The sequence below is a fragment of the Kitasatospora kazusensis genome, assembly GCF_039529945.1.
GTDB classification, from domain to species: domain Bacteria; phylum Actinomycetota; class Actinomycetes; order Streptomycetales; family Streptomycetaceae; genus Kitasatospora; species Kitasatospora kazusensis.
On sequence record NZ_BAAANT010000011.1, the window covers coordinates 64,341 to 86,337 of the forward strand.

Sequence of the window (21,997 nt, forward strand, 5' to 3'; positions counted from 1 at the left end):
GTATGTTGCCGCACCTCCCACAACGCGCAGCCCTTCGCGCCCTCTTCGGAAAGCGCTACCGGCGCTACCGCGTTACGCGCGCCGCGCCGCCGCCTGGTCGGCGAGCTGGGCCTTCAGGGCGCGCTCGACGCCCGCCCGGGCCTCGACGACCATCCGGCGCAGGGCCGGGGCCGGCTCGGCCGAGGCCAGCCACGCGTCGGTGGCGTCCAGGGTGGCCTGCTCGATCTGCAGCGAGGGGTAGAGGCCGACGATGATCTGCTGGGAGATCTCGTGGCTGCGGTCCTCGTAGATGCCCTTGACCGCGCCGAAGTACTGCGCGGTGTAGGGGGCGAGCAGCTCGCGCTGGTCGGCCTGGACGAAGCCGCTGATCACGGCCTCCTGGACGTAGTTGGTCAGGTCGTCCCGCTCCACCACCGAGGCCCAGGCCCCGGCCTTGGCGTCGGCGGTCGGCCGGGAGGCGCGGCAGCTGGCCGCGTGCTCCTGGCCGGCGGCGGTCGGGTCGCGGTCCAGCTCGGCGTCGATCGCCTTGTCGTCCGCGCGGCCGGTGGCGGCCAGCCGGCCGAGCAGCGCCCAGCGCAGCTCGGTGTCGACGGCGAGGCCGTCGAGGGTGGCCGAGCCGTCGAGCAGGCCGGCCAGCAGCGCGAGCTGCTGGTCCGTGCGGGCCACGACGGCCAGCGCGCGGGCCCAGGCGAGCTGGTGGTCGCTGCCGGGGGCGGCGGCGCGCAGCTGCTGCTCGGCGGCGTCGGCCCAGCGGGCCAGGCCCTCCTCGCGCCAGGCCGGGTCGGCGTAGACGTCGAGCGCCAGCTTGACCTGACGGTGCACCGACTGGACGACGCCGATGTCGGACTCGCGGGGCAGGCCGGAGAGCGCCAGCTCCAGGTAGTCGCGGGCGGCCAGCTCGCCGTCGCGGGTCATGTCCCAGGCCGAGGCCCAGCACAGCGCACGCGGCAGCGAGTCGGTGAAGCCGCCGAGGTGCTGCGTGACGACGGCGAGCGAGCCCTCGTCGAGGCGGACCTTGGCGTAGGACAGGTCGTCGTCGTTGAGCAGCAGCACGGACGGCTTGTGACGGCCGACCAGCTGCGGGACCTCGGTGCGCGGGCCGTCGACGTCCAGCTCGATCCGGTCCGTGCGGACCAGCTCCTCGCCCTCCAGCTCGTACACGCCGATGGCGATCCGGTGCGGGCGCAGTACGGCCTCGCCCTTGGCGCCGGCGGGCAGCGCGGGGGCCTCCTGGATGACCGCGAAGGACGCGATGGTGCCGTCCAGGGCGATGGTGAACTCCGGGTGCAGCACGTTGATGCCGGCCGTCTCCAGCCATGCCTTCGACCAGGTCTTCAGGTCGCGGCCGCTGGACTTCTCCAGCGCGCCGAGCAGGTCGGAGAGGCGGGTGTTGCCCCAGGCGTGCTGCTTGAAGTAGGCCTGCACGCCCTGGAAGAACGCGTCCTGGCCGACGTACGCCACCAGCTGCTTGAGCACCGAGGCGCCCTTGGCGTAGGTGATGCCGTCGAAGTTGACCTGGACGTCCTCCAGGTCGTTGATCTCCGCCATGATCGGGTGGGTGGACGGCAGCTGGTCCTGCCGGTACGCCCAGGTCTTCATCGAGTTGGCGAAGGTGGTCCAGGAGTTCGGCCACCGGGAGCCCGGCGCCTCGGCCTGGCAGACCGCCTCGGCGAAGGTCGCGAACGACTCGTTCAGCCAGAGGTCGTTCCACCACTCCATGGTGACCAGGTCGCCGAACCACATGTGGGCCAGCTCGTGCAGGATGGTCGCGGCGCGCGACTCGTACGCGGCGTCCGTCACCTTGGAGCGGAAGACGTACTGGTCGCGCAGGGTGACGGCGCCCGCGTTCTCCATCGCGCCGGCGTTGAACTCCGGCACGAAGAGCTGGTCGTACTTCGGGAAGGGGTAGGGGAAGTCGAACTTCTCCTGGAAGTAGTCGAAGCCCTGCTTGGTGACCTCGAAGATCGCGTCCGCGTCGAGGAACTCGCGCAGCGACGGGCGGCAGTAGACGCCGAGCGGGACGTGCTGCTCGCCGTTCTCGTACGCGTCGAAGACACCGACGTACGGGCCCGCGATCAGGGCGGTGATGTAGCTGGACATCCGGTCGGTGGGCGCGAAGCTCCAGACCTGGGTGTCGCCGTCACCGGCGGGCTCGGGGGTGGGGGAGTTGGAGACCACGACCCAGCCCTTGGGCGCGGTCACCGTGAAGGTGTACGCGGCCTTGAGGTCGGGCTGCTCGAAGTTGGCGAAGACGCGGCGGGCGTCCGGCACCTCGAACTGGGTGTAGAGGTAGGTCTCGCCGTCGACCGGGTCGACGAAGCGGTGCAGGCCCTCGCCGGTGTTGGTGTAGGCGCAGTCGGCGACGACCCGCAGTTCGTTCTCGGCCCGCAGGCCGGGGAGGGCGATCCGGCTGTCCTCGAAGCTGTCCAGCGGCAGCGGCTCGCCGTTCAGGACGATCTCGGCCACGCTCGGCGCGACCAGGTCGATGAAGCTGGCGGCGCCCGGCGTGGCGGCGGTGAAGCGGACCACGGTGGTGGACCGGAACGTGCCGCCCTCACGGGCCGTGCTCAGATCGAGCGTGATGTCGTAGGCGTCCACGTGCAGGAGCTCGGCCCGGGTGCGGGCCTCCACACGGGTCAGGTTGGTGCCAGGCACTCGCAGGACTCCTTTGTCAGGCTTGGGATGCCCGCATCCTCCCATGCCGCCGTTCCCGGGAGCCCTGCCATTGCCGCCGCCGTGTCCCCGCCGTGACGGCGGGTCTTCCGTGACACTGGACTGACAGCGGAGACAGGCCGTCAGCGGAGGTTCTACAACGATCCGTGTTCGCTCTTGACGCGGCATCGGGCTGTCGGCTGAGCATAGAGTTCAGAAGTTGAACGTGAACATTTGGTTGAGGCCCCGGCACCACAGGGTGACGGGCGCCGAGGCCACCACACAGCTCCGCCGCAACGGCGCGGACGGAGCGGGGACGGTCGGGTCCCCGTGCCCTGGGAGGGTCAATCATGTCGCTGGACACACCGGGATCGCAGTCCTCACTGCACCGGGCGAACCTCGAACGGGTGCTGCGCGCGGTCCGGATGGCCGGATCGCTGACCCAGGCCGAGATCGCCCGCAGCACGGGCCTGTCGGCGGCGACGGTGTCCAACATCGTCCGTGAGCTCAAGGAGGGCGGGACGGTCGTCGTCGCCGACACCTCCTCCGGCGGCCGCCGGGCCCGCAGCGTCTCGCTCAGCGGTGACGCCGGGATCGTGGTGGGTGTCGACTTCGGCCACACCCACCTGCGGGTCGCGGTCGGCAACCTGGCGCACCGGGTGCTGGCGGAGGAGAGCGAGCCGCTCGACGTCGACGTCTCCGCCGAGCAGGGCTTCGACCGCGCGGAGGCACTGGTCGAGCGGCTGCTCCAGCAGGCGGGGTTCCGTCCGGACAAGGTGATCGGCGTCGGCCTGGGCGTGCCCGGCCCGATCGACCAGGAGACCGGCGCGCTCGGCTCGACCGCGATCCTGCCCGGCTGGACGGGCATCACCCCGGGGCAGGAGCTGTCGCAGCGGCTCGGCATGCCGGTCCACGTGGACAACGACGCCAACCTGGGCGCGCTCGGCGAGCTGGTCTGGGGCGCCGGGCGCGGGCTGAGCGACCTCGCGTACATCAAGGTGGCCAGCGGGGTCGGCTCCGGCCTGGTGATCAACGGCCAGATCTACCGGGGGCCGGGCGGGACGGCCGGCGAGATCGGGCACATCACGCTGGACGAGGCCGGCCCGGTCTGCCGCTGCGGCAACAGAGGTTGTCTGGAGACCTTCGTGGGCTCCCGCTACCTGCTCAACCTCTTGAACGCTAACCATCCGGGTGAGCTGACCCTGACCAAGGTGGTGCAGCTGGCCCATGAGGGCGACCTCGGCTGCCGCCGGGTGATCGCCGACGCCGGGCGGCAGATCGGCAGCGGCGTCGCCACTCTGTGCAACCTGCTCAACCCGCGCCGGGTGATCCTCGGCGGGGAGCTCGCCGAGGCCGGTGAGCTGGTGCTTTCCCCTATCCGGGACTCGGTTGCCCGCTATGCGATCCCCAGTGCGGCCCGGCAGCTGTCGGTGGTTCCGGGCACGCTCGGTGGCCGTGCGGAGGTGCTGGGGGCGCTGGCGCTGGTGATGAGCGAAATGGGCGAATCGGGCGCAATCCGACAGCCGGGCCACGCGGTGGCGGCCCGGGCCTGATCAGCGGCCGGAGGGCGGCCGGGGCGCTTTGGTCTCGGCTTCGCCTTCAGGAAGATAACGAAAGGGTTCGGATTTTCGGTCGCCCGGGTTTACTTGTTGACGATAAGCCGACTTGACGGGTTGACTCCCTTTCACCTCGCCGCAACGTTGCGGCTCTGTCAGGGAGGCACCCCCCACCATGAACGCAATGATGCGTCGCGCTGTCATCGGCACTGCTGCGGTTTCGATGGCTCTCACCATGGCTGCCTGTGGCAAGGCCGGCGGCGACAAGACCACCGCCGCCTCGTCCTCCGCGAGCACCGGTGGCAAGTCGATCGGCCTGTTGCTCCCGGAGAACGCCACCACCCGGTACGAGCAGCTCGACAAGCCGCTCATCGAGGCCAAGGTCAAGGCCGCCTGCGCGGACTGCACCGTTGACTACGCGAACGCGGCCGGCAGCGCCGCCACCCAGGCGCAGCAGGTCAGCACCATGATCACCAAGGGTGTCAACGTCCTGATCGTGGACGCCGTCGACTCCGCCGCCATCAAGTCCTCGATCCAGGCCGCGGTGGACAAGGGCATCAAGGTCATCGCGTACGACCGCCTGGCCCAGGGCCCGGTCTCCGCGTACGTCTCCTACGACAACGAGAAGGTCGGCGAGCTCCAGGGCCAGGCCCTGCTGGACGCCCTCGGCGCCAAGGCCACCCCGACCGCCAACGTCGTGATGATCAACGGTGACGACGCCGACCCGAACGCCGCGATGTTCAAGGCCGGCGCGCACAAGATCCTCGACGGCAAGGTCAAGATCGCGTACGAGCAGAGCGGCCTGTGGAAGGACACCATCGCCAACCAGAAGGTGACCGCCGCGATCACCCAGCTGGGCGCCCCGAACATCGCCGCCGTCTACTCCGCCAACGACGGCATGGCCGGCGGCATCGCCACCGCCCTCAAGGGCGCGGGCATCTCCAGCATCCCGGTCACCGGCCAGGACGCCGAGCTCACCGGTCTGCAGCGGATCCTCGCGGGCACCCAGACCAGCACGGTCTACAAGGCCCCGAAGCCGGAGGCCGAGGCGGTCGCCTCGCTCGCCGTCGACCTGCTGAACAACAAGGCCGTCTCCGACACCGCCACCGCCAGCTCCACCAGCGGCTCCGGTGACAAGGTCCCGTCCGTCCTGCTGACCCCGGTCTCGGTCACCAAGGCGAACATGGCCACCACGGTGATCGCCGACGCGCTCTACCCGACGGCCAAGATCTGCACCGCCGACTTCGCCGCCGCGTGCGCCGCAGCCGGTATCAAGTAGCAGCAGCCCGAAGGTAGTCCAGGGAATCCCCCGTCGAGTCCGCTCCGGGGGGTTCCCGTACCGCGCCCTGCCGTCCGGCACGGTGGCGCACCGTCCCAAGGGACGACCCCTGAGATCTCACAAGCTTTCGACCGCGCCCGGGACGGCGCGGCGGCCACCCGTGGCACGGGGTGGACAGAAGGAGTTGGTTCACGTGACAAGCGCACCCGTACTGGCGCTGCGCGGCGTCTCCAAGCGGTTCGGTGCCGTCCAGGCGCTGACCGAGGTCGACCTGGAGGTGCACGCCGGCGAGGTGGTGGCCCTGGTCGGCGACAACGGCGCCGGCAAGTCCACCCTGGTCAAGACGATCGCGGGCGTCCACCCGATCGACGAGGGCGTCATCGAGTGGGAGGGCAAGCCGGTCAGCATCAACCGGCCGCACGACGCCGCCACCCTCGGTGTCGCCACCGTCTACCAGGACCTCGCGCTCTGCGACAACCTCGACGTGGTCGGCAACCTCTACCTCGGCCGCGAGCTGCGCCGCTTCGGCGTGCTCGACGAGGTGACGATGGAGCAGAAGGCCCGGGAGCTGCTCAGCACCCTCTCCATCCGCATCCCCAGCGTCCGGATCCCGATCGCCGGCCTGTCCGGCGGGCAGCGCCAGGTGGTCGCCATCGCGCGCGCCCTGATCGGCGAGCCGAAGGTCGTCATCCTGGACGAGCCGACCGCCGCCCTCGGCGTCGAGCAGACCGCCCAGGTGCTCGACCTGGTCGAGCGGCTCCGCGAGCGCGGCCTCGGCGTCATCCTGATCAGCCACAACATGGCCGACGTGCGCGCCGTCGCGGACACCGTCGCGGTGCTGCGGCTCGGCAAGAACAACGGCTCCTTCCCGGTCGCGGAGACCACCCACGAGACGATCATCGCCGCGATCACGGGCGCCACGGACAACGCCGTGACCCGTCGTCAGGCACGCACCGCGGAGGCGGCCAAGTGAGCAACACCACCGACACCCCGCCCGCCGCCCCCGCCCCCGCGGTCGACCCGCGCCTGCTGGTCCGCGAGGAGGGTCTCAAGGGCTACCTCGCCGAGTTCAAGCGCAAGGTGCGCGGCGGCGAGCTCGGCGTGCTGCCGGTCGTCATCGGCCTGGCGATCATCTGGGCGGTCTTCCAGACCCAGAGCAGCCACTTCCTCTCCGCGACCAACCTGTCCAACATCGGCTACTTCCTGTCCGCCACCGGCATGCTGGCCGTCGGCCTGGTCTTCGTGCTGCTGCTCGGCGAGATCGACCTCTCGGTCGCCTCGGTCGGCGGGCTCTCCGCCGCCGCCTTCGCCGTCCTGTCGGTCACGCACGGGATCGACCCGCTGCTCTCCGTCGTGCTGGCGATCGCCACCGGCGCGGCCACCGGCATGCTGCACGGCTACTTCTTCGCCAAGGTGGGCGTGCCCGCGTTCGTCGGCACCCTGGCCGGAAACCTGTTCTGGAACGGCCTGATGCTCTCGCTGCTCGGCAGCAGCGGCAGCATCACCCTCAAGGACACCGGCTTCCTGCACCTGGTCGGCCAGCGGTCCTTCTTCATGGGGTCGGACATCTCCGGCGCCTACATCCTGGCCGTGCTCGCGGTCGCCGCGCTGCTGGGCAGCTCGCTGCTGGAGCAGAGCAAGCGCCGCAAGGCGGGCGTCCCCTTCCGCCCCACCAGTGAGATCGCCCTGCGTTCCGGTGTGCTGGCGCTCCTCGCCTTCGGCGCGGCCTTCATGTTCAACCAGGCCAACGGCGTGCCGATGGCCCTGGTGCTCTTCCTCGCCGCGCTGGCCGTCACCGACTTCGTGCTGCGCCGCACCACCTACGGCCGGCAGATCTTCGCGGTCGGCGGCAGCATCGAGGCCGCCAGCCGCGCGGGCATCAACGTCGCGTTCATCCGGATCTCGGTCTACGCGATCTCCGGCGGGTTCGCCGCGCTGGGCGGCCTGTTCTTCGTCGCCCAGACCGGCACCTCGAACCTGGGCGGCATCGGCACCCCCAACCTCCTGATGATGGCGATCGCCGCGGCCGTCATCGGCGGCACCAGCCTCTTCGGCGGCCGGGGCTCGGTCTGGTCGGCACTGCTGGGCGGGCTGGTCATCCAGTCCATCCAGACCGGCCTCGACCTGCTCAACATGAACACCTCGGTGCAGTACATGATCACCGGCGCGGTGCTGCTGGCCGCCGTGGTCATCGACTCGCTCTCCCGCAAGACCCAGAAGGCCTCCGGCCGGAGCTGACACTCCGCCGGTAGGGCAGCGGGCCACGGATTCCCCCGGATCCGTGGCCCGTTCTGTTTCCCCCGGACGGTCCGTCCGTCGTCTCCCTGACGGTCCGTCCGTCCCGGGAGCCGGCTCAGCCGCGCAGGACCGTGGTCCGCAGCTGCGGGTCGGCCTCGATCTCGGCCTCGGTGAACCGCTCGGTGACCCACTGCTTGCGGCCGAACAGCGCGGTCTGGTCGGCGTAGTGCGGCGAGGTGGGGTCGCCGGACTCGCCGTAGGTGAGCAGGGTGCGGGTGTGCGGGCCGTGTGCCGTCAGTTCGGTGGCCATCAGGAAGCTGGAGCCGTACGCGAAGTCGCCGGGTGCGTCGACGGCGCCGCTGCCGCCCGAGGCCGGGCCGGTCTGGACCACGTCGAAGCAGCCCTCGCCCTGGTCGCAGCCGGGCAGGGCGACCCCGGCCCAGTGCTGGACGCCGCCCATGGCCGCGTCCAGCGGGACGCCCTGGCCCGTCAGCATCCGGACGGCGTCCGCCAGGGCGCGCCGCACCTGCGGGTCGTCGCCGTTCAGCCCGCGCGGGGTGGTCAGCGGCTGGGCCGGGTCGTACGGCACCCGCCACCAGGTGTGCGGGCCGCCCTGGAGCAGGCTGTAGTAGAACGCCTTCCACAGCACGGCGCCGTGGCTGTCGGCGTCGTCGCGGGTGTCCCAGGCCGCGAGAATGTCGCAGGCGGCGCGTACGTCGACCCGGGTGCCGTCCGTGGCGGTCTGGACGGGGTTGGCGCGGCACAGCGCGACCGCTTCGTCCCGGTCGAGTTCGGCGCTCTGGTTCCGGTTGCCGAGCATGCTCGCCTGGAGCGTCGGCAGGGTGAAGCCCGGTGTGCCCAGCCCGTCGGTGCCGTCCCGGCGCTGCGCGATCATCCGGAGCCCGAGCTGGGCACGCAGGCTCAGCTGGCGGCCGGTGTGGTAGATCGCCGGGTAACCGGTGAGTGGCGCGGCGGGGTTGGCGAGGTACGGGTTGTTGTTGGAGTTGGCGACGTAGTCCGTCCGGGTCAGCCGGGGCTGCTCCGCCGGGCCGAACAGGCCGGGGACCAGCGCGTCCGGGTCGCTGCCCCAGCCGCAGGCCGAGGCCGAGCCGTCCAGGATGCCGGGCAGGTCGTCGACCGCCGGCAGTCCGCACCGCCCCAGCTGCGCGTCGGTGACGTGCGGGACGGCGGAGGAGTCGGTGTAGTACGTCGCGCCGCCGGTGTCGGTGGCGACGGTGTACGTCCAGGGGATGCCCTGGTAGGTGCGCTGGGCCTGCTGCAACTGGGCGAGGCTCTGCGAGGTGTCCATCGCCAGCCACTCGTTCATCGAGCGGAGGTTGTCGGCGTTGGCGTCGCGCAGCGCGTAGGCGGTGTCCCCCGTCCAGTTGTCGGCCAGGACCGGCCCGTACTGCGAACCGTAGAGCGTCCTGCTGACGGTGGACGGCCTGCCGTCGGCGCCGGACACGGTGACCTGGACGGTCTGCCGCGTCATCGGCACGGCCTTCCCGTCGACCAGGTAGCTGGTCGGGTCGCCGGGGACGAGCGAGAGGCGGAACAGCGAGGCGTGGTCCGCGAAGCTGGTGGTGTGGGTCCAGGCCAGGTTCCGGGTGTGGCCGATCTCGACCAGCGGTGTGCCGTAGAGGCCGGCGCCCGAGACGTCCAGCACCCCGGGGATCGTCAACTGCACCTGGTAGAAGCGGTGGCTGCCGATCCACGGCAGGTGCGGGTTGGCCAGCAGCATCCCGTCGTGACCCTGGGTCGCGTCCCGCCCGAGCGCCCAGCCGTTGCTGCCGAGGTCGCCCCGGCGGGGTGCCCCGCCGGTCGGGGCGGCCGTCGCGTTCGGGGCGTGCGGTGACCCGGGTGCCGCGAGCGCGGGGGCCGGCCGGGTCGCGGCGCCCGGCGGAGTCGCGGTCGCGATGGCCTGCTTGAACCCGCCGGCCCCCGCGTCCGTGTCGATGTCGTAGAAGAGGCCCCAGATGTCCTGGGCCGTGACCGGGCCGACCCACGCCTGGCCCCGGCAGGCCGGGTCCGACAGCTTCGTCGCACCCGTGTCGCGCAGGAAGCGGTTGTAGCCCGCCGCGTAGCCGTCGACCAGCTGCCGCAGCCCGGCCGTGGGGCCGAGCGGCGCCGGGCGCGCCAGCAGCCGCTGGACGGTGCCGGCCCGGCGCAGGCCCTGGTAGTAGGTGTCGCTCGCCAGATTGCTCGTGCCGGGGTCGTCGCTGGTGTCCGCCGTCGGGCCGAAGTACCTGGAGCGCTCGCCCCGCAGGGTCACCACCTTGTCGGCGAGCCAGCAGGCGTTGTCCTGGGAGAACGCGTAGCCGTACCCGTAGCCCAGGCTGCCGTAGTCGTGCGCCTGGATGTGCGGGATGCCGTACTCGGTGCGGCGGATCCGGGCCGTGTAGCCGTCGCCGCTCGTCGTCCGCTCCGGCTGCCCCGCCTGCGCTGCCCATCCTGCCTGGTCCGTCGCCGAGGCGGCGGCCGGCAGCAGCCCCGCCGTGGCCGTGGCCAGGCACAGCGTGGCCACGGCCGACGCCAACCGTCGTAGGGGGAAGCGTCGATGACGCCCGTTCAGATCGTTACGTTCTGGCATGGGGCCCACAGTGCCGTGGGCGGCCCTCACCCGGCATCGGACCGTCGGCGGACCTCTGCGGCCTTGCTTACACCCTGGGTCGTACACCCCAGGCACGAAGTCGGAGCGCGAATTCACGGGACGAACGAGGGGGCACGCGGTGACCGCGTACCCCCTCGCACTGCCGCCGGAGCGTCAGTTCACGTCGAAGGAGTAGTAGTACGTGTCGTACGTCTTCCCGTCCCGGTCGGTCGCGTAGACGGAGAGGGTGTGCTGCCCGCTCGCGTCAGGGGCCCAGGAGGCCTGCGCCGTGCCGTCCGTGCCTGCGGCGACGGTCGTCTCGTTGCCGAAGTCGAAGGAGTAGGTGTAGGACACCACGTTGGGCACCTTCGGAGCGAAGCTGAAGACACCGGTGACCCCGACCCCGCCCGCGTTCACCGTGGTGCCCGTGTCCTCCGGGTAGATGTCGGAGGTGACGCCGGGAGCGGTGTCCACGAAGGCGAACAGCCGGTTGGAGGAGCTGGTCCAGCCGTTCGGGCTGTGGCTGCGCACCGTGATCGTGTTGCCGCCGGCGTAGGCGAGCGTGAGCGTCACCGAGGCGGTGCCGTCCGGGGCGGCGGTCACGGTCTGCGGCGTGTCGTTGTTCAGCTGCACCGTGTAGCTGTCCACCGAGGGGAGGCCCGCGTTCGGCGCCAGGTGCAGGGTGAAGGGCGTCCCCAGCCGGGGAGCGGCCGGCAGGCCGGTCACGGCGGGCATGGTGTTGGGGACGAAGAACCGGTAGCTGGTGGCCGGCGACGGGTTGAACGCCCGGTCGAGGCTACGGACGTAGAGCGTCTGCGGGCCCTGGTCCGGCGGCGTCAGCGTGAGCTTCACCGGGCCGCCGAGCCGGGAGGCGCGGACGAAGCCGGGCAGGGTGTACGGGTCGGTTCGCTGCGGTACCCCGTTCGGGTCGGTGGACCAGCCGAGGACGGGGAAGTCCTGGGACCAGCTGAACTGGTAACCCGCCACGTCCGGAACCCCGTTCGCGCCGAGCGTGAACTGTCCCGGGACGCCGCCGGGCGTGGTCCGGTCGACCGGGTAGTTCGCCGAGGTCACCACGGGCGCGGCGGAGGGCAGGGTGGTGTCGACGTGGAAGGTGCAGGGCTTGGACCAGGCGGACAGGTCGGTGCCGTCGCCGCCCCGGACCTGCCAGGCGTACGTCCCCCCGTCGGCGAGCAGGCCGGTCGGGACGTTCGCGCTCCTCCCGTAGTCCCTGAGCATGGAGTCCTGGGTGAACTCGGTGCGCTGCTCCGGGTGTTCCACCGGCCAGACGGCGTAGTGGCCCGTGAGGTACTGGTCACCCGGGTCGGTGTCGTGCAGCATCGCCGTCAGCGGCGGGGTCAGGCTCGGCAGGTACGGGTACGGCGCCTTGGCCGCGCAGGCGTAGGCCTGGCTGAAGAGCTCGGTGGGTGCCCCGGGCGGGGTGTTGGACGAGGCGTACAGCGTCATGCCGGGGTTCAGCCGACGGCCCAGCGCGGTGTTCTTCTCGTCCGCGTCGGGCAGCCGCAGTTCGACGGAGAGCGTGTGGCGCCCGGAGGCGGCGGCAGCGGCGGCGGCGCTCGTCAGGTCCAGGTGCAGGTACGAGGCGGGGCCGGCGGCGGTGGTGACCACAGTGCCCAGCAGCTGCTTCTCGGCGGGCGCCCGGCGCCAGGTGACCGGGGCGGTCGGCGTCGCGGTCTGCCAGACCTCGACACTGCGCTGGACGTAGCTGGCGGCCGAGGACTCGCCGAACAGGAACGAGGCGGTGACCACGTGCTTCGCGGTGTCCTTGGCGGCGAACCCGGCCAGGTCGAAGGAGGCGTAGACCCGCGACTCGTGGGTGGCGCCCTGGCCGTCGAGCCAGCTGCCGAGCGGCAGGTCGCCCGTCGGCTGCGGATAACTCGTCGCCGGAGTGCGCACGTCCGTGTAGGCCAGCGAGACCTGCGGTACCTGCGCGATGGGGGGTGCGGCTGCGGCGGACGAGGCGGACAGGACCACCCCCGCGAATCCGAGTGCGGCCGCGGTGACGGCTGCGGTGGCGGGGCGTAGGCCCTGCCACCGTCTCAGGTGTCGTGCCATGGTTGAGAACTCCTCCCCCTGTGCCCCTAGGGGCGGTGTCGTATGGCGGGCACTCTAGTGTCAGGCGGCCGACGACGCGAAGGAGTTGCGGAGCCCCCTGTGCCCGGCCGACGGCGTCCCGACTCCGGAGTCCGGATTGCCTCGTGGTGGACGCGTTCCGGACCCCGGAGACGCCTGTGGGGCCCCCGGCGGCGAACCGCCGCCGGGGGCCCCACACGTACGTCGGCCCGGAGGCCCGGAGGCCCGCAGACCCGGAGGCCCGCAGACCCGGAGGCCCGGGGACCGCTGGGTCAGCCGGCCAGGTGCTTGGCCTGCTGGATCAGGCGGTCGGCCTGGGCGGCCAGGTCGCGGGCCTGGTCGGAGTCGATCCGGCCCTTGCCGAAGGCGGCCTTGTCGAGCAGCCCGGCGATCTTCTTGGCGAGCTGGTCGCGCTGGGTGCCGAGCGCGGTCAGCTTCTTGGTGCTCGCGAGGTACTGGGCGTCACCGGGGGTGTTCGAGGCGATGCCGGTGGTCGCGGCGGTCAGGGTCGCGCCGGCGAACTGGCCGACACCCGCGTTGAGCTGCTTGAACGAGGTGGCCAGGCGCTGGTACGCGGCGGTCTCGCGGGCGAGGGTGCGGGGCAGCGCGCGGTGGTCCAGGAACTCGGTCAGCACCCGGCCGTCGTGGGTGTAGCTGTCGTGCAGGCCGAGCATCGCGAGCATGGTCGGGCGGATGTCCGTGTGGTCCGACCAGACCGCGTCGGTGTGCCCGAGCTTCTTCACGCCCGGACCGACCAGGCCCAGCCAGGTGGTGTTGATGTCGGTCGAGAAGTCACCGTGGTTCCAGGCGTACGCCGGGCCGAGGTAGACGCAGGACTTCGAGCAGTCGGCCGCGCCCGCCGTGACGTAGTAGTCGGGGTTGGCGAAGGAGGTGAAGGTGGGGGTCCGCAGCGGGTCGCCCGTCACCATGTGCAGGATCTTCATCTCGGCCGGGTCGGCCAGGTACTGCGAGATGGTGTCGGTCTTCCCGGAGATCGGGTTGACCGCCGTCACCTTGGACCAGGCCTGCTCGAACGAGCGGGTTTTCGGGTCGTTCGGGCCGGGCTGCCCGTTCAGGTAGAAGTTCGGCGCGGAGTCCGAGTGCACCTGGTAGGGGGTGGTCACGCCCTGCTGGGTGGCCAGCAGGCCGCGGGAGTTGGCGTTCACCTCGCCGATCTGGGCGTAGCTGCACGGCACGGTCACGCCGTCGCAGTTCGCCGGGGTGGGCTTGCCGCCGACGAAGTGGTCGTTCTCGTCGGAGGTCACCACGAACAGCGTGTTGGCCGGGGTGATGTTGTCCTTCTGCAGCCGGTCGAAGAACGTCCCGAAGGCGTTGTCGTACGACTTGAGCTGCTGGACGTACCCGGCCTCGCCCGGCCCGTACGCGCCGCTGTTGGCGCCGTGCTGGTCGTGCGCGTCGGAGATGTACGCGTAGGTGACCGGGACGCCGGCCTCCTGCATCTGGGCGACGTAGCCGAGCGAGTTGTTCGCCGTCATCGCGTCGAAGCCGGGGAAGCCCGGGTTGCCCTTGGGGTCGGTGATCGGCTTGCCGTCGGTCGAGTTCACGGTGGCCGCGCCGGCGATGGCCGGGTTCACGGCTTTGCCGCCGAACAGGGCCTGGTAGCCGTTGTAGCCGCCGGGCTCGTCGGGCAGCAGGTCCGGGCTGGTGGTGCCCTTGGCGCAGACGGCGGAGTGCTGCGCGCAGTGGATGCCCAGGCCCACGTAGTCGGCCTGCGCCCTGGCCGGGTCGGCCTTGGCCTCGGCGGCCTCCGGGGAGGTGGCGCCGAACACCTTGTTGATGTCGACGTTGGTGTTCTCCAACACGGTGTTGGCCGCCGAGACCGCGCCGAAGTCGCAGCCGGCCTTGGTGTAGGCCGCCCACGGGGCGGGGGCGATCTTGCCGTCCGGGCCGACCATGGTCGGCGTGGTGTCGGCCGGGGACGGCACCGAGGAGTCGGCCACGCCGTCCGTCCAGTACGCGAAGCTGCCCGCCGAGTTCGTGGTGCCGTCCGGGTTGTAGTACCGGTACGAGTTGGAGACGGCCTGGCCGTGCCGGTCGCCGTAGAGGCCGGTGAGGGAGGTCAGGATGTCGTTGCCGGTGTGGGCGATCAGCGGCGTGTGGTGGTTGCCGGAGAGCGTGCCGTTGTTCTGCAGGAAGTTCTGCAGGTTCGGCATCTGCTCCAGGTCCGAGGGGACGTTCGGGTTGTCCCGGGTGAAGTGCACGTTGTCGAACTGGAGGTAGATGACGTGGCGGAAGTCACTTCCGTTCGCCGAGATCTGACACCCCGTCGGATTCGGCCGGTGGTGCTGCGGATCAACGGCGTTCGCCGGGCCCGCGACGGCCGCACCGAGGCCGAGGCCGGCGGTGAGTGCCAAGGCCAACACTCTGCTGCTGCGCATCCTGCTCCCTCTCTGGGACGCTGCCGCGCGTCGGAGTCGACGCGCGTAGAAACCGGGCGGGGGAGCACCACCCGCCTCCCCCCGCTCGCGCACGCCACAGAGTTCCACAGCTGAACTGAACGCGACAGGGTACGTGCGGGAGGCAGCCGGTGAAGGGGCGGTAAAATCGGCCGTCCGGCCGAGCCACGGCATCGGCGACGGCGCACCGGCACGCCGGGGGCGGCCTGCCGCGGCGCCCGGAGCGGATCTTCCGGCGCCCGGTGCGGACCGGTGCGGCCGGTCGAACGAGGACTCGAACAGCCGTGAAGGAAATCGACCCACCGCCGGAGTCCGCCGGTTGGACATTAGACTCGACCAGTCTGGGCACTCCGGGACCTTCGGAGCGGCCGGCGCCAAGGGCGGCGAAGCCCGTCGGGCCCACAACGGCCCGGGACCTTTGAACGAGGAGGAACGGGTGGCCCTGCTGACCCGCATTCGGGGACCGCGCGATCTCGACCGGCTCACCCCGGCGCAGCTGCCCGCACTGGCCGACGAGATCCGTACCTTCCTGGTCGAAGAGGTCTCCAAGACGGGCGGCCACCTCGGACCGAACCTGGGCGTGGTCGAGCTCACGATCGCCATGCACCGGGTCTTCGACTCGCCGCGCGACCGCATCCTGTTCGACACCGGCCACCAGAGCTACGTGCACAAGCTGCTCACCGGCCGCCAGGACTTCTCGCAGCTGCGGATGAAGGGCGGCCTCTCCGGCTACCCGTCCCGCGCCGAGTCCGAGCACGATGTGATCGAGAACTCGCACGCCTCCACCGTCCTCGGCTACGCCGACGGCCTGGCCAAGGCCAACCAGCTCCAGGGCCACCACGACCGCACGGTGGTCGCGGTGATCGGCGACGGCGCCCTGACCGGCGGCATGGCCTGGGAGGCGCTCAACAACATCGCCGACGCGAAGGACCGCCCGCTGGTCATCGTCGTCAACGACAACGAGCGCTCGTACTCGCCGACCATCGGCGGCCTGGCCAACCACCTCGCCACCCTGCGCACCACCAAGGGCTACGAGCGCTTCCTGACCTGGGGCAAGGACGCGCTGCAGCGCACCCCCGTGGTCGGCCAGCCGCTGTTCGAGACCCTGCACGGCGCGAAGAAGGGCCTGAAGGACTTCATCGCCCCGCAGGGCATGTTCGAGGACCTCGGCCTCAAGTACATCGGCCCGATCGACGGCCACGACCTGGTCGCGCTGGAGTCCGCGCTGACCAAGGCGCGCGGCTTCGGCGGCCCGGTGATCGTGCACTGCCTCACCGAGAAGGGACGCGGCTACCGCGCCGCCGAGCAGAACGACGAGGACCGCTTCCACGCGGTCGGCGTGATCCACCCGGAGACCGGCCTGCCGATCAAGAGCTCGGGCGGCAAGGACTGGACGGGCGTCTTCGCCGACGAGATGGTCGCGCTCGGCCGTGAGCGCAAGGACATCGTCGGGATCACCGCCGCGATGCTGCACCCGGTGGGCCTCGCGCCGTTCGCCAAGGCGTACCCGGACCGGATCTTCGACGTCGGCATCGCCGAGCAGCACGCCGCCGTCTCCGCCGCCGGCCTCGCCACCGCCGGGCTGCACCCGGTGGTCGCGGTCTACGCGACCTTCCTGAACCGGGCCTTCGACCAGGTCCTGATGGACGTCGCCCTGCACAAGCTGGGCGTCACCTTCGTCCTGGACCGCGCGGGCGTCACCGGCACCGACGGTGCCTCGCACAACGGCATGTGGGACATGTCGATCATGAACCTGGTCCCGGACCTGCGGCTCGCCGCCCCGCGTGACGCCGACCAGCTCCGCGCCCAGCTGCGCGAGGCCGTCGAGGTGGACGACGCGGCGACGGTGGTCCGCTACTCCAAGGGCACGGTCGGCCCGGCGATCCCGTCGTTCGGCCGGATCGGCGGCATGGACGTGCTGCGCGAGAGCACCGAGGGCGCCGACGGCCACCGCGCGGACGTACTGATCGTCGCGGTCGGCTCGATGGCCGCGACCGCGCTGGAGACGGCCGACCTGCTGGCGGCCCAGGGGATCACCTCCACCGTCGTCGACCCGCGCTGGGTCAAGCCGGTGGACGCCGCACTGCCCGGTCTCGCGGCCGAGCACGGGGTGGTCGTCACCATCGAGGACAACGGCCGCAGCGGCGGCGTCGGCTCGGCGATCGCCCAGGCGCTGCGCGACGCCGGGGTGGACGTCCCGCTGCGCGACTTCGGCATCCCGCAGGAGTTCCTGGACCACGCGACCCGGGACCAGATCCTCGCCGAGATCGGCCTGAACGCGCCCGCCATCGCCCGCCAGGTCACCGCCCTGGTGGCCAAGCTGACCTCGGCCGGCTCGGTGACGGCGTCCGTCCAGGCGTAGCCGCGGCACGGTCGCGGCGGTTGCCACACCGTCGTGACAATGTCGGATGATCGCACCGAAAGACGGGACCGGCGAGCTTCTCGTCGGTCCCGCCCGGTAGGTTGTCACCCGTGCCAACCGACTCCGTCCGCCCGCTCGCCGCGCTGAGCGCACTCGCCGCGCGCCTGACCGCACGGCTGCCCGCGCGTGTCCGGACGGGGTACTGGACCAGAGTGGTCCCGGTGTTGGCACTGCTCGCGGTGGTCACCCACATCCCGTCCTTCCTGCGGCCGGTCTGGAGCCCCGACGAGGGCTACCTCGCCACCCAGGCCAGGATGCTGGCCGACGGCGGCGTGTTCTACGACACCGTCGTGGACCGAAAACCCCCGCTGCTGCCCTGGCTCTACGAGGCGTGCTTCGCCCTCTTCGGCTCCACCTCGCTCTGGCCGCTGCGCACCCTGGCGATCGTCGCGCACCTGGTGACGGCCGTCCTGCTGGCCTCCATCGCGCGCGGACGCTGGGGCAACCGGGCGGGGGCCGCGGCCGGTGCGCTCTACCTGCTGATCTCCATCGGGCTCTCCCCGGAGGACAGCCAGGCGGCGACCTTCGAGGTCTTCATGCTGCCGGCCATGGTGGCGGCCTTCCGGTACGCCGAGCGCCGGCGCTGGCTGGCCGCCGGGATCGCGGTGGCGCTCTGCTCGCTCACCAAGCAGACCGGCGGCGCGGTGCTGCTGCCGGTGCTCTGGATGCTCTTCCAGGACACCCGTCGGCGCGGGGTCCGCTGGCCGCCCGCGCTGGCCAAGATCATGTTCGGGTTCGCGCTGCCGATAGCGTTCGTCGCGGTGATCCTCACCAAGCCCAAGGGCTTCCTGTTCTGGGTCGTCACCGGCAGCGGCGACTACGCCTCACTGGGCGGGGCCTGGCTCCAGATGACCGGCCGGGCGCTCGGCAACTCGGCGATCCTGGCCGCCGCCGGGCTGGGCTTCCTCGTCCCGCTCGGCCGGCGCCTCTGGCTCACCTACCGGGGCCGCCCGGCGCGGCTGCCGTTCGGGCGCCGGCGGGCGGCGGAGCAGCAGCGGGAGACGGCGCCGCTGCCCGTGGCGGCGTCCAAGGAGCACGGCTCGACGGCCGACCTCTGGGTCTGGCTGCTCTCCTCGGTGGTCGCGGTCAGCACCGGGTTCCACTTCTTCGGCCACTACTACCTCCAGCTGATGCCGCCGCTGGTGCTGCTCGGCGTGGGCGCCGTCTGCACCTCCGCGGTCAGCTGGCGGCCGGTGATGGTCTACAGCACCGTCGCCGCGACCGCCTTCTGGGGCCTGGCGGTGTTCTGGCCCGGCCAGACCATCACCCACAACACCGAGGTCGCCACCACCGTCGCCGAGCAGAGCACGCCCAAGGACACCGTCCTGGTCTGGGGCATGCACCCCGAGCTGTACTGGCTGGCCGACCGCAAGCCCGCCTCGCGCTACCTCACGGCCGGCTTCCTGACCAACTTCAGCGGCGGCAAGGACAGCAAGCAGGTCGGCGAGCAGTACAGCGTGAGCGACGCCTGGCAGACCTTCGACCAGGAGCTCACCAAGAACCCGCCCGAGGTGGTGGTGGACGACTCCGGCCAGGCCCCCTACCAGCCGGAACTGATCCCCAAGATCGAGACCCTGCTCACCACCCGGTACGAGGTGGTCGCGGTCAACGCGGACACGGTGATCTACCGCCTGAAGCGCTAGGGCCCGGGCGGACGCGCTGCCCGACGGAGATCACCCGTCGCACCGGAACCCGTCGCGGCGGGCTACCTCGGAAAGCCTTCGAGCCAGGCGGTGGCTGCCAGCGAGCGCCGCAAGGCGGCTTCGAAGCGCTCGGGGGCCGCTTCGGCCAGCACCCGGTAGTGCTCGGTGGCCAGGCGGATCATGCTCAGGCCCTCCTCGTACAGCCCCACTTCCCCCAGCCGGACGGCCAAGGTGTTCAGCGAGTCGGCGAAGTCGGGCCGGTAGACGTCCGGGGCGGCCTCGGCCAGCGTCCGGTAGTGCTCGGTGGCCTCGAAGACCGCGCTCAGGCTCTCCTCGCGCCGCCCCGTCTCCCACAGGGCGACGGACAGGTTGTCCAGGGACATGGCGAGGTTGGGCAGGTAGGCGTCGGGGTCGGCCTCGGCCAGCACCCGGTAGTGGTGGGCGGCTTCGCGGATCGCGGACAGGCTCTCCTCGTGCCGCCCCACTTCGCCCAGCCGGTTGGAGAGGTTGTTCAGGGACAGCGCGAGGTCGGGCAGGTAGGCGTCGGGGTCGGCCTCGGCCAGCGTCCGGTAGTGGTGGGCGGCCTCACCGCTCGCGGCCAGGCCCTCCTCGTGCCGCCCTACCGCGCCCAGCCGGTTGGAGAGGTTGTTGAGGCACAGGGCGAATTCGGGCAGGTAGGCGTCGGGGTCGGCCTCGGCCAGCACCTGGTAGTAGTGGGCGGCTTCGCGGACGGCGGCCAGGCCCTCCTCGTGCCGGCCCGTCTCCGCCAGCCGGACGGAGAGGTTGCTGAGTGAGCCGGCCAGGCCGGGCAGGCGGCCCGGGTCGGCCTCGGCCAGCGCCCGGCGGATCTCGACGGCCTCGCGGATCGCGGCCAGGCCCTCTTCGTGCCGCCCCACCTCCCCCAGCCGGACGGCGAGGTTGTTCAGGGACACGGCGAGGTCGGGCAGGTAGGTGTCCGGGTCCGTCCCGGCCAGTGCCCGGTGGCGGTCGGTGACGGTCTGGACGAGGCGCAGGCTGGTGCCCGCGAGGCGTCGGCTGTGGGGCGGGAGCCGGCCGTTGAGGGTGATGAGGTCGTCGAGCGGGGTGGCGGCGGCGGTGACGGCCGCGTCGAGTGCGGCGATGAGCGGCGCGGGGTGGTCGGTGCGGGTGGCGGTGGTGATGATGACGCCGTCGAGCCGTCGGCGGTGGCGGCCGCACAGGGCGGTGAGCTGGGCGTCGAGGCGGTCGTGGAAGACGGGGTGGGCGGCGGCGCGGCTGTAGACGGTCAGGAGCCGGGCGGCCTGGGTGTCGTCGGCGCCGGCGAGCAGGTGGTCGGCGAGGGCGGGGTCGGTGTCGAGGACGCGGCCGATGTGGCGTTCGGCGAGGCGGTCCGGTTGCAGCGTGCCCCAGGGCAGCGGGGCGGGGGCGGGGTAGAGAGCCGAGAGCCAGCCGGTGACGGTGTTGCGCCGGTCGCGGCTCCGGTCGGCCAGGGCCGGTAGCAGGCACCACAGCCGGTCGGCGTGTTCGCGGTCGTCGGCGCCTGCCAGGTGGGCGGCGGCGAGCACCGTCTCCAGCGTGTCGGCGGACACCGCCGGTGTCAGCCCGCGGGCGGCGGCCGTGCGCTGCCAGTAGCGGTGCTCGTGTCCGAGCAGCCGGTCCTCGACGTCCTGTACCTGTGCGTGCACCGTCGCGCCGGGCCCGGCCGGGCCGGTCGGCCCCGTACCGGTGCCGGTGTCCAGGAGGTCGGCCAGCGCGGTCATCTGGAGGGTGAGGGCGTTGCCGTAGGCGGCCTGGTCGAGCCGGGCCGGCAGCGGCAGGCCGGCCGCCGCGCCGGGCCAGTCGTGCGCGGCCAGCCCCTCCACCCGGGGGAGGGCGGCGGCGAGGGCGGCAGCGGCCTCGCGGTAGGCGGCCGGCCGGTGGTCCGGGTCGTCCTCCAGCGGGGCGAGCAGGTGGACGGGCGCGTGGTCGAGGAACTCCTGGGCGAGGCCGGTCGCGGTGGCGGCCTGGCGCCACCAGTCCCCGGCGGTACGGGCCAGCAGCAGGACCTTGAACGGGGTGGAGCCCGGGTGTTCGGCGGCCGCCTCGACGAGGGCGGTCAGCTGTCGGGGGCGGGTCTCGGCGTAGTCGAGGACGACCAGCAGCGGCTTGGCCGCGTGCCGGAGCTCGTGCAACTGGTCCGGGGAGGCGTCCGCGCGCGGCCACAGCACGGCCCACCCGTCGGCGGCCAGCAGCTCCCCGAGCCGGTGGGCCAGGCGGGTCTTGCCCTGCCCGCCGGGTCCGTGCACCAGCCAGGCCCCGAAGCCGTCCCGCGCGCACCAGGCCGTCAGCTCCTCCAGGAGCTGCCGACGTCCGTGGAACGGGACGGTCTGCCGCCCGGCCTGCAGCAGCGCGGCGGGTGAGCGCACACCGGCGCCGAGGCGGCCGGGGGCGGCGCCGGTGTCGTCGAGGTGCTGGAGCTCCACCGCCTCCAGACCGGCCGGTGCGGCGCCGTGCGCGGCGAGGCAGGCCCGGAAGCCCGGATCGTGGTGCAGGACGTAGGCGGGCACGAGGTTCAGCTGGCCCCCGCCGGAGTACGCGCGGTCGGAGGCCACCACACCGACCAGCAGCCGGTCGCAGAGCGCCGCGGCCCCCGACAGGCCGCCCCACGGCGATCCGGCGGCCTGCGACCACTGCGGGGGGTGCTGGTGGAGGTCCAGCACGTACCCGTTGCCCACGAAGCCGCTGCCGGGGTTCACCTCTCCGCGCAGCTGCGCGGCGTCCACCGGCCGGTCCTCGCGCTGGGCGACGTCCGGTACGCCCCAGGTCTCACAGCCGACGCCGGGCCGGTCGGTGACCATCCGCCCCCAGCGCACCGCGCCCGCCGGGGCCCGCCACCGTTCGTCCTCGTCGACCAGGACCAGCGCGGCGTCGTCCCGGCCGCCCGCGGTGCCGCACCAGACCACCGTCCCGCCCGGCGCGGGCCGGTCCGCACGCCCGGGCGGCGACCCGGGGTGGAACACCTCCACGCGCCGCCGCTCCCCGGCCGCGACGGTGCCTTCGCCCTTGCGGGTGACGACATGGGCCGAGGTCAGCACGAGCCGGCCCCCCACCGCGTACCCCGACCCCGGACCACCCGGCCCGGTCACCC

11 protein-coding genes are annotated in these 21,997 nt (G+C 72.1%); 6 read left to right on the forward strand and 5 right to left on the reverse strand.

All coding sequences use genetic code 11. The features are described 5' to 3' along the window. Positions 1-72 precede the first annotated feature (72 nt). A complete protein-coding gene (gene pepN / locus ABD330_RS12190; RefSeq protein WP_344463944.1) occupies positions 73-2,655 on the reverse strand; it encodes an aminopeptidase N in 2,583 nt (860 codons plus the stop codon). A 353-nt stretch (positions 2,656-3,008) separates the two neighbouring features. Between pepN and ABD330_RS12195 the strand changes: the two genes are divergently transcribed. From ABD330_RS12195 to ABD330_RS12210, 4 genes are all read left to right on the forward strand, one after another. Continuing rightward, positions 3,009-4,205 (forward strand): ROK family transcriptional regulator, encoded by a 1,197-nt coding sequence (locus tag ABD330_RS12195; RefSeq protein WP_344464155.1) that lies wholly within the window; start codon positions 3,009-3,011, stop codon positions 4,203-4,205. A gap of 178 nt (positions 4,206-4,383) precedes the next feature. Continuing rightward, positions 4,384-5,487 (forward strand): sugar ABC transporter substrate-binding protein, encoded by a 1,104-nt coding sequence (locus tag ABD330_RS12200; protein WP_344463946.1) that lies wholly within the window; start codon positions 4,384-4,386, stop codon positions 5,485-5,487. Between the two features lie 184 nt (positions 5,488-5,671). Continuing rightward, complete coding sequence (locus ABD330_RS12205) at positions 5,672-6,460, forward strand: ATP-binding cassette domain-containing protein (protein ID WP_344463948.1); 789 nt, start codon at positions 5,672-5,674, stop codon at positions 6,458-6,460. After that, on the forward strand, positions 6,457-7,725 hold the full coding sequence (locus tag ABD330_RS12210) for a sugar ABC transporter permease (protein ID WP_344463950.1): 1,269 nt from the start codon (positions 6,457-6,459) through the stop codon (positions 7,723-7,725). Before ABD330_RS12205 ends, ABD330_RS12210 begins: the two co-directional genes overlap by 4 nt. A 115-nt stretch (positions 7,726-7,840) precedes the next feature. On the opposite strand, the gene ABD330_RS12215 is transcribed toward ABD330_RS12210, so the two are convergent. The 3 genes from ABD330_RS12215 to ABD330_RS12225 all read right to left on the reverse strand — a co-directional run bounded on the left by ABD330_RS12215 (position 7,841) and on the right by ABD330_RS12225 (position 14,784). Then, on the reverse strand, positions 7,841-10,315 hold the full coding sequence (locus tag ABD330_RS12215; RefSeq protein ID WP_344463952.1) for a penicillin acylase family protein: 2,475 nt from the start codon (positions 10,313-10,315) through the stop codon (positions 7,841-7,843). 174 nt (positions 10,316-10,489) lie between these two features. Continuing rightward, positions 10,490-12,391 (reverse strand): hypothetical protein, encoded by a 1,902-nt coding sequence (locus ABD330_RS12220; protein WP_344463954.1) that lies wholly within the window; start codon positions 12,389-12,391, stop codon positions 10,490-10,492. A 290-nt stretch (positions 12,392-12,681) separates the two neighbouring features. Further along, the gene (locus ABD330_RS12225; RefSeq protein WP_344463956.1) at positions 12,682-14,784 is read right to left on the reverse strand and encodes a hypothetical protein; all 2,103 of its coding nucleotides are present in this window, start codon (positions 14,782-14,784) and stop codon (positions 12,682-12,684) included. Between the two features lie 478 nt (positions 14,785-15,262). Between ABD330_RS12225 and dxs the strand changes: the two genes are divergently transcribed. Together dxs and ABD330_RS12235 are read left to right on the forward strand one after the other, a co-directional pair. Next, positions 15,263-17,188: a 1-deoxy-D-xylulose-5-phosphate synthase gene (gene dxs, locus ABD330_RS12230; protein WP_344463958.1), complete on the forward strand. Its 1,926-nt coding sequence runs from the start codon at positions 15,263-15,265 to the stop codon at positions 17,186-17,188. Positions 17,189-17,298: 110 nt separating this feature from the next. Beyond that, positions 17,299-18,891 (forward strand): ArnT family glycosyltransferase, encoded by a 1,593-nt coding sequence (locus ABD330_RS12235; RefSeq protein ID WP_344463960.1) that lies wholly within the window; start codon positions 17,299-17,301, stop codon positions 18,889-18,891. Between the two features lie 62 nt (positions 18,892-18,953). On the opposite strand, the gene ABD330_RS12240 is transcribed toward ABD330_RS12235, so the two are convergent. Then, complete coding sequence (locus ABD330_RS12240) at positions 18,954-21,959, reverse strand: tetratricopeptide repeat protein (protein ID WP_344463962.1); 3,006 nt, start codon at positions 21,957-21,959, stop codon at positions 18,954-18,956. Positions 21,960-21,997: the final 38 nt, after the last annotated feature.

Excerpts from the sequence above, each read along its gene's own strand:
- ABD330_RS12220 (WP_344463954.1), bottom strand. The coding sequence starts at position 12,391 with ATGGCACGACACCTGAGACGGTGGCAGGGCCTACGCCCCGCCACCGCA.
- ABD330_RS12200 (WP_344463946.1), top strand. The coding sequence starts at position 4,384 with ATGAACGCAATGATGCGTCGCGCTGTCATCGGCACTGCTGCGGTTTCG.
- ABD330_RS12215 (WP_344463952.1), bottom strand. The coding sequence starts at position 10,315 with ATGCCAGAACGTAACGATCTGAACGGGCGTCATCGACGCTTCCCCCTA.